Annotated in this window: 8 protein-coding genes; 1 reads left to right on the top strand and 7 read right to left on the bottom strand. The window is 76.3% G+C overall.

Annotated elements, in window-relative coordinates; genetic code table 11:
• Positions 1-62: 62 nt before the first annotated feature.
• The 6 genes from infA to ACFWXO_RS20995 form a co-directional block, all read right to left on the bottom strand.
• On the bottom strand, positions 63-287 hold the full coding sequence (infA, locus tag ACFWXO_RS21020; protein ID WP_188306513.1) for a translation initiation factor IF-1: 225 nt from the start codon (positions 285-287) through the stop codon (positions 63-65).
• A 433-nt stretch (positions 288-720) separates the two neighbouring features.
• Positions 721-1326: a TlpA family protein disulfide reductase gene (locus ACFWXO_RS21015; RefSeq protein ID WP_380525326.1), complete on the bottom strand. Its 606-nt coding sequence runs from the start codon at positions 1324-1326 to the stop codon at positions 721-723.
• Between the two features lie 218 nt (positions 1327-1544).
• Positions 1545-2645, bottom strand: a complete 1101-nt coding sequence (locus tag ACFWXO_RS21010; protein WP_380525325.1) for a chemotaxis protein — start codon at positions 2643-2645, stop codon at positions 1545-1547.
• Positions 2646-2831: 186 nt separating this feature from the next.
• On the bottom strand, positions 2832-4052 hold the full coding sequence (locus ACFWXO_RS21005; protein ID WP_380525324.1) for an NAD(P)/FAD-dependent oxidoreductase: 1221 nt from the start codon (positions 4050-4052) through the stop codon (positions 2832-2834).
• Positions 4049-4246, bottom strand: coding sequence for a ferredoxin (locus tag ACFWXO_RS21000; protein ID WP_375895754.1), 198 nt, complete (start codon positions 4244-4246; stop codon positions 4049-4051). The genes ACFWXO_RS21005 and ACFWXO_RS21000 overlap by 4 nt, the downstream gene beginning before the upstream one ends.
• Positions 4247-4335: 89 nt before the next feature.
• Entirely contained in the window at positions 4336-5535 is a 1200-nt protein-coding gene (locus tag ACFWXO_RS20995; RefSeq protein WP_375895757.1) for a cytochrome P450, read from the bottom strand.
• A gap of 280 nt (positions 5536-5815) precedes the next feature.
• Between ACFWXO_RS20995 and ACFWXO_RS20990 the strand changes: the two genes are divergently transcribed.
• Positions 5816-6373: a MarR family winged helix-turn-helix transcriptional regulator gene (locus ACFWXO_RS20990; protein ID WP_380525322.1), complete on the top strand. Its 558-nt coding sequence runs from the start codon at positions 5816-5818 to the stop codon at positions 6371-6373.
• 24 nt (positions 6374-6397) lie between these two features.
• On the opposite strand, the gene ACFWXO_RS20985 is transcribed toward ACFWXO_RS20990, so the two are convergent.
• Entirely contained in the window at positions 6398-7738 is a 1341-nt protein-coding gene (locus ACFWXO_RS20985) for a M14 family zinc carboxypeptidase (RefSeq protein ID WP_380525321.1), read from the bottom strand.
• Positions 7739-7823 lie beyond the last annotated feature (85 nt).

Below are 7823 nucleotides of genomic sequence, written 5' to 3'. Positions count from 1 at the left end.
GGGGGCCCCCCCGCCCGGGGGGGGGCGGCCCCCCCCCCCCCCGGTTCTCCCCCAGCCGGCCGCTAGTTGCGGTAGCGGTAGCGGATCCGGCCGCGGGTGAGGTCGTAGGGGCTGAGCTCCACGAGCACCCGGTCGTGCGGGAGGATCTTGATGTGGTTCTTGCGGACCTTCCCGCTGATGTGGGCCAGGACGACGTGCCCGTTCTGCAGTTCCACCTTGAAGTTGGCGTTGCGCAGGCACTCGATGACGGTGCCTTCGACTTCGATGCCGTTCGTTGTCTTGGTCATGGTGTTCACCTCATTCTTCGTTCGTTCGGTGTCGGGGTCGTTCGTTCGATGCCGGGGCGGCCGGTGCGCGGGTCAGCGCCGGACCGGTTCCAGGGTGCTGCCCGCGCGCCGGGCGGCGCCCTCCGGGGGCGCGGCGGCGGGGACGCTCGGGACAGCGGCGCTGGGGACAGCGGCGCTGGGGAGGGGAGCGCTCGGGGCAGGATGCGGCGCACTCATGGTGCTGCCTTTCGGAAGTGCCTTGCCTGAGGCGCTCCCGGGCGACGCCAACGTCAATCGCCCACCGTGACGACGAGGGGGAGCACCCACGCGGTTCCTGCCTTCATGGGTCTCACCTCCTCGCATCGGTCGCACGGCTGGGCAGACGGTAGCAGCCGACGACCCGCCCGCCCAAACGATTTACGCCCCGGCGGGGCGCCACCGCGCTCGGCCGCGCTCAGCCGGACTTCTCGGCGAGCACGGGCTCGACCATGGACTCCAGGGCATCGTAGCTCTGGCCGCCGAGGGCGCGCGCCGCGAGACGGCCGCGGCGGTCGACCACCAGGGTGGTCGGGAGGGAGCCCGCGTCGAGGGTGCCCGCGGGGAACCTGAGCAGCTGGGTGCCGGCCGGGTCGAACAGGCTGGGGTAGGTCAGGCCCTGTTCCTGCTGGAAGCGCCGGGCGTTGGCGATGTCCTGGTCGCGGGTGTTGATGCCGAGGAACTCGACGTCCTGGCCCTGGTAGTGCTGCCGCAGGCGTTCCAGGGCGGGCGCCTCCGTGCGGCAGGGGCCGCACCAGGAGCCCCAGATGTTGACGACGACGACCTTGCCCCGGTGGTCGGCGAGGGCCGCCGGGCCGCCCTCCAGGGTCTGCCCGGTCACCTCGGGGGCGTCCCGGCGCCCGTCGGCGGCGGCCCGGCCGATGCTGGTGCCCTTCTCGGTGACGAAGACCGCGCCCTCGCCGCCGGAGGAGCAGCCCGCGAGGAGCGCGGCGGTGAGTGCGGCGGCGAGCGCGGCGGGGGCCGCCGCGGTCCGGCGGCGGCGCGGTGGTGGGTCGACGTCCATGGCCGAAGCCTCGCACTGCTGACGCCGGGCGGGTCATGAGGGTGCGTCATCCCCGCCGCGGGGGCGTGCTGGGACCGGCCGGTGGAGCACCTGACGCGGCGTCTGCGGACCTTACTGCCGTGCGGGGCCGGGGAGTTGACGGCCGTCGCGCCCGGGCGGCGCGGCGCGGGACGGGCGCTGAGGCGCGGCCCGGGCGCGACGGTGAGGGGTCGGTGCGCTCAGTAGCGCAGGTCGGCGGCGATGCCGCGGGCGTCGGCGAGGGTGCCGTCGGGGACGAAGGCGACCCGGGCCCCGGTGTCGAGGGCGCGCTCGACGACCTCGTCGACGATGTCCTCGCGGGCGCCGGCCTCGCCGGCCTCGGCGGGGACGAGGTGCTCGCCGGCGTCGCGGACGGTGGCGCGGTGGTTCTCCTCGACCACCAGGAGCGCGACGCGCCCCTCCCCCACCGCCTGCCAGACCTCGTCGAGGCCGGCGGCGAACCCGGAGCGGCCGCGGGCCTTGTCCAGCCGGGCGAGGGCGTCGGCGGTCTCCTGCTCGGCATGGGCCCGCACGGCGGGCCCGACCACCTTGCGGACGGTCTCGACGTCGGCCTGGGCGAGGCCGCCGTGCGGGATCTGGGCGGTGGCCTCCTTGGCGATCGGGCCCGCGGCGTCCAGCAGGGCCAGGGCGGGCGCCTCCCCGACCACGTACAGCGGGCGGGGGTCGGCGGCCAGGACCTTGCCGAGCGCGGTGTCGGCCTGGCGCAGGAAGGTCTTGGTCTCCTCGTCGCGGAAGGTGCTGGGGGTGTCGCCGATGCGCTCGCGGCGCTCCGGGTCGGGGTTGTCGAAGAAGGCGCGGGTCAGCGGGAAGCCGTGGGCGCGGTCCTCGGTGACCCGCTCCGGGGTGCCGCTCCACAGCACGGCCCGGTCGGCGGCGACGGCCAGCACCCAGTAGGGGCGCTCGGCGGCCTGGGCGGAGACCAGGTTGCGGGTGAGGAAGGTGTCGGACAGCACCACCCGGGCGGGGGCCGTGCGGGCGAAGGTCCACACCTGGTGCTCACCGGGCGCGGCGAGGATCGCCAGGCCGTCCTCGGCGTGCACCAGGTCGACCTCGGCGAGGGCCTTGTCGAGCTGCCCGACCACGTCGATCCGGTCGGCCCGGGAGACCTCGGGGTCGGCCTGGAGGCGCTCCTTCGCCTCGGCCAGCAGGTTGCGCAGCCGTACCGGGTCCTGGGTGTTGTCGGGTTCGCGGCGGTGGGTGGGCATCAGGACGGACACCGCCGGGTAGGGCCGGGGCCGGCGCAGTTCGGCGAGGACGGCGGGGCTGAGGGCGGGGTGCATGGGGACCCTTTCCGAAGGCGGTCGGCCTTCTCTGCGTGGGCGCACGGTGCCTGGCGCTGCTGCTGCCAAATGCCCCTAATGTAGCGATTTGCCCCCGATATCGCCGGGTCGGCCGGCCGCCGCCCCTTGCCGGCCGGCCTCCCGCCCGGCCTCCCAGCCCCCGGCCCCCGGCCCCCGGCCCCCGGCTCAGCCGACCGGTGCGGCCTCCCGTTCGGCGGCGGGCGGCCAGGGGCCGTGGGCGGCGACCTGGGCGCGCAGTCCGCGCAGGGCGCGGGCGGCGGCGATGCCCACCGCGCCGGTGACCCGGCCCTCCCGCAGACAGGCGGCGGCGAACCGGTGCTCGGCGAGGCTGCCGTCGACCAGTTCGAAGCGGTCGGCGGCGCCCGGGCTGCCGAAGGCCTGCACCCGCAGGCCGTACTGGTCGGTCCACAGGTACGGGACCGGCGCGTAGGCCTGGCGGGTGCCGTCCGGGCCGGCCAGCAGGTTGCGGGCGGCGAGCAGGGCCTGGTCGGTGGCGTTGGTGCGCTGTTCGAGGCGCCGGCGGCGGCCGGTGCGCGGGTCGGGCCAGGAGGCGGCGTCGCCGGCCGCCCAGACGCCGGGGCCGGCGGCGCAGTGGGCGTCGCAGGCCACGCCGTCGGCCAGCGGGACCCCGCTGCCGGCCAGCCACTCGGTGGCCGGCACCGAGCCGATCGCCATCAGGACGGCGTCGGCGGCCAGCTCGCCGCCGTCGGCGAGCCGTACGCCGGCGGCCCGGCCGTGCCGCCGGAGCACGGCGGCGGCCGCGCCCCGGTGGATCCGCACCCCGTGCTCGCGGTGCAGGCCGGTCAGCAGCGCGGCCGTCTCGGCGCCCAGGACGGCGGCCAGCGGCGCGGCGGCCGCCACCAGCCAGGTCACCTCGGCGCCGAGCCCGACGGCGGTGGCCGCCGCCTCGGCGCCGAGCAGTCCGCCGCCGACCACCAACAGCCGTGCGCCCGGCCGTAGTTCCTCGCGCAGGGCGAGGGCGTCGGGCAGCGTGCGCAGCACGTGGGCGCCGGGCAGCGGCGTCTCGGCGCCGGGCAGCCGGCGCGGGCGGACGCCGGTGGCCACCACCAGGGCGTCGCAGCGCACCTGCCGGCCGTCGGCCAGGTGCAGGGTGCGGGCGCCGCGGTCCAGGCGTTCGGCCGCCACCCCCAGGCGCAGGTCCAGCCGCAGCTCCGCCAGGGCGGCGCTCCCGCGCAGGGCCAGCTTGTCCGCCGGCAGCCGGCCGTCGAGCAGCTGCTTGGACAACGGCGGCCGGTCGTACGGGGGTTCGGGCTCGGCCCCGACGAGGGTGAGGCGGCCGTCGTAGCCGGCCCGGCGCAACGCCTCGGCGGCGTGCAGTCCGGCGGCGCCGGCTCCGACGACGGCCACCTCGCGCAGTGCGGTCACACGTTCTCCAGGGTGATCGCCGCGGCCGGGCAGACCGCGGCGGCGTCCTGGACGGCCTGGTGGAGGCCGGCCGGGGGGCGGGCGTCGAGCAGGACGACGATGCCGTCCTCGTCGCGCTGGTCGAAGACCTCGGGGGCGGCGAGCACGCAGTGGCCGGCGCCGCAGCACTTCTCCTGGTCGATCAGGACGAGCATGGGGTTCCCTTCGGGGGTGGGGGGTCGGGGGTGAGGGTTCGGGGGCGAGGGTTCGGGGGCGAGGGTTCGGGGGTGGGGGCGGGCCCGGACTACCAGGCGATGGGCAGCTCGTGGACGCCGTAGATGAGCATCTCGCCGCGGAAGCGGACGTCCTCGAAGGCGGTGGCCAGGCGCAGTTCGGGCAGGCGCCGCAGCAGGGTGTCGAGGGCGATCTGCAGTTCCAGCCGGGCCAGCGGCTGGCCCAGGCACTGGTGGACGCCGAAGCCGAAGGCGAGGTGGCGGCGGGCGTCGCGGGTCAGGTCGAGGCTGTCGCCGTCGGTGAACTGCGCGGTGTCCCGGTTGGCGGTGCTGATCATGCAGACGACGCCCTCGCCGGCCCGGATCCGCACCCCGCCGAGCTCGACGTCCTCGGTGGCGACCCGGGTGAGGCCGGAGTGCACGATGGTCAGGTAGCGCAGCAGTTCCTCGACGGCGCCGGGGACGGCCTCGGGGTGGCGGCGCAGGTGGTCGAGCTGGGCGGGGTGGCGCAGCAGGGCGAGGACGGACAGCGCGGTCATGTTGGCGGTGGTCTCGTGCCCGGCGACCAGCAGCAGCCGGCCCATCGCGCCGATCTCCGCCGTGTTGAGTTCGCCGCGTTCGACCAGGCGGCTGAGGATGCCGTCGTCGGGGTGGGTGCGCTTGGTGTCGGTGAGTTCCTCCAGGTAGTCGGTCAGCCGGGCCTGGGCGGCGATGACGTCCTCGACCGAGGAGTCGCGGCGCAGCAGGACCCGGCTGCACTCCTGGAAGAACTCGTGGTCCTGGTAGGGGACGCCGAGCAGCAGGCAGATGACCAGGGAGGGCAGCGGCAGGGCGAACTCGCGGACCAGGTCGGCCCCGGTGCGGCCCTCGGTCATCCTGTCCAGCAGTTCGTCGGCGATGCGCTGGACCTCGGGGCGCAGCGCCTCGACCTTCTTGATCATGAATTCGCCGGTGAGCATCCGGCGCAGGCGGGCGTGCTCGGGGTCGTCCATCCGGATGAAGACGGGCTGGCCGTTGTTCAGCTGGCGGGCGCCGGCGCTGACGAAGGGGAAGCCGGGGCGGGTGGAGTCGGAGCTGAACCGGGCGTCGGAGAGCACCGCCTTGATGTCCTCGTGGCGGGTGAGCAGCCAGCTGGGGGAACCGTCCCAGAGGGAGATGCGGCTGATCGGCTCGTCCTGCTGGGCCTGCTGGTAGGCCGGCGGCGGGGCGAAGGGGCAGGTGCCGCGGGCGGCGGGGTGGGTGAAGCGGGGGGTCTGTGCGGCGGTGGCCATGGGGGGCTCCCCTCTCGGAGCTGGCTGTGCCGGATGGGTCGGTCCGGTCCGGCCCGCGGTGCCGTGCGGGGCACGCGAGGGTGCGGCCGTGCGGGGCACGCGGGTGCGGCGGGCGTGCGGGCCCGGAGCATTTACGTGCCAAAAGCAACTAACTCGCTGTCACGCTAACTCGCGGTCCGTGGCGGCGAAAGGGCCCATCCGGTGGGCGCCGAATCTGTCCGAAATCCGGTGACCGGTCTGCGCCGCAGCCGGGAGGCGCACCGGCCGCTAAAGTTCCCCCATGTCGGACGCCGCAGACGATCGGACCGCCACCGCGGACACCGCCACCGCAGACCTGGAGGCCGTACTGGCCTCGCTGGCCTACCTGCTGACCCGCTCCCAGGAACACGAGCGCCGCACCGCCAAGGCCGGCATCACCGCCGCACGCTCGGACGTCTACCTGCTGCGCGCCCTCGCCGAGGCCGACGGGCCCAGCCGGGTGGGCGACCTGGCCGCCCGGCTGATGGTCAAGCCCTCCCACGTCACCCGGCAGATCGACCGCCTGGAGGGCCAGCACCTGGTGGCCCGCACCCCCGACGCCCTGGACCGCCGGGCCCGCCGGGTCGCCCTCACCGCCGACGGGCGCGCTCTGCTCGAGCGGCTGAAACAGGCCAACATCACCGGCCTGACCGACGCCCTGGACGGCGTCCCGGAACCGGACGTCGCCGCGACCGTCAGCGTGCTGTGCCACCTGATCGAGCGCTACGTCCAGCGCGTACGGGGCTCACTGCTCTCCGAGGACGACCCCGCTCCCCCGCCTTCGGCCCACGCCGCCCTGCGCGACCCCGTCGAGTCCTGAGCCCGCCCCGCGCGGGGCGGGCGGTCAGGGGAGGGGGACGGCGGCCGCGGCGGCTTCGGCGGTGTTGGCGTGGTGGGCGGCCTGGCGGGTGACGGGGAGCCAGGTGGGGCGGAAGCGGTGGCGGTAGTGGGCGCACCAGGTGTCGAGGAGGGCGGCGGGGCGGGGGTCCTGGGCGGGGATGGCGCGGCGCAGCAGGGCGGCGGCGCGGACCGGGATGCGGTGGGCCCACAGGTCGATGCCGGCCAGGTGGGCGCGGGTGAGCGGGGGCGGTGCCGGGCGGGGGCCCTCGGGGGTGCGCGGGTCCCAGGCGTCGGCGAGTTGGCGCAGTGCGGTGAGCTGGGTGCGGGTGGCGCGCAGCAGCGGGGTGTCGTGCGGGTCCTCGTGCGGGGGGAGGGCGGTCAGTAGGGCGGTGAGCTGTCGGCCGCGCTCGCGCAGGTGGTCGGCGGCGGCGCGCAGGTGGCGGTCGGCGTCCTGGGCGGGGACGGGGGCGTCGTCGCCGAGGTGGTGGCTGGTCCAGGCGGGCACCTCGACGACGACGGTGCGCCCGCCGTGGCGCCGGGGGGCGAACCAGGTGGCGGCCCGGGCGCCGCCCCGGGCCTCGTCCTGGTCGGTGAGCATGCCGGTGGTGTTCTCCTGGGTGTCGATGTGCTCGGGCTCCATCAGGAAGACGCCGGGGCTGACGGCGGGCAGCCGGTGGGTGTCGAAGGAGCCGGTCTCCACCGGGATGCCGAGGGCGGCGGCGGAGCGGGTGAAGGGGGCGGCGAGGGCGGTCGGGTCGGCGGTGGCCTGGAGGAAGGTGCCGCCGACGTCCGCGGTGTGCAGGGAGAGCTGGAGGGCGGGCCGCAGTTCGTCGATCAGGTCGAGCAGGATCCGGCTCTCGGGGAGGCGGCCGCCGATCGCCGGGGCCCATTCGGGCTGCTCCTCGGCGGCGGGGCGGTAGTAGCCGGCGAAGTAGGCGGGCAGGGTGCGGGCGAGCAGGCCGCCGCCGGCCAGGTGGGCGCCGTCGGGGTCGAGGCAGAGCAGCAGGTGCCAGGTGGTGGCCGGGTGCCGGGCGGGGCGGGCCAGGGCCCGGTGGGCGAGTTCGACGAGGCCGGCGCGGCCGGAGAACTCGTCGGCGTGGGCGCCGGAGACGACCAGGACGTCGGCGCCGGGGCGGGGGCCGTCGGCGGGGCGGGGGTCGGCGGGGCCGATCGAGAGGAGCTGGAGGGGGCGCCCGGCCCGGGAGGTGCCGAGGGTGCGCAGCCGGCAGCGTCCGGGGTGGCGGGCGGCCAGGTGGTGGGCGGTGGCGGTGAGCTCGTCGAGCGTGGGGTAGCGGTCGTGGAGCAGGATCGCCCTGCCCGCGGCGGTCGAGGTGTCGGTCAGCATCGGTCCCCTGCCCTGGTGTCCGGAGGTGGTATTGGATCCGATCGGGTACGGGTCCGTCCAGGGCGCCGGGCGGGGTGGTGCGAGG

It is taken from the genome of Kitasatospora sp. NPDC059088 (assembly GCF_042738155.1).
Classification (GTDB): Bacteria; Actinomycetota; Actinomycetes; order Streptomycetales; family Streptomycetaceae; genus Kitasatospora.
Note: the sequence above shows the minus strand (reverse complement) of the source record. Positions and strands in the feature narration are given on the sequence as shown.

Bases quoted from the DNA above. Each gene is read 5' to 3' on its own strand.
- ACFWXO_RS20985 (WP_380525321.1), bottom strand. From the start codon at position 7,738: ATGCTGACCGACACCTCGACCGCCGCGGGCAGGGCGATCCTGCTCCAC.
- ACFWXO_RS20995 (WP_375895757.1), bottom strand. From the start codon at position 5,535: ATGGCCACCGCCGCACAGACCCCCCGCTTCACCCACCCCGCCGCCCGC.
- ACFWXO_RS21010 (WP_380525325.1), bottom strand. From the start codon at position 2,645: ATGCACCCCGCCCTCAGCCCCGCCGTCCTCGCCGAACTGCGCCGGCCC.
- ACFWXO_RS20990 (WP_380525322.1), top strand. From the start codon at position 5,816: ATGTCGGACGCCGCAGACGATCGGACCGCCACCGCGGACACCGCCACC.
- infA (WP_188306513.1), bottom strand. From the start codon at position 287: ATGACCAAGACAACGAACGGCATCGAAGTCGAAGGCACCGTCATCGAG.
- ACFWXO_RS21000 (WP_375895754.1), bottom strand. From the start codon at position 4,246: ATGCTCGTCCTGATCGACCAGGAGAAGTGCTGCGGCGCCGGCCACTGC.
- ACFWXO_RS21015 (WP_380525326.1), bottom strand. From the start codon at position 1,326: ATGGACGTCGACCCACCACCGCGCCGCCGCCGGACCGCGGCGGCCCCC.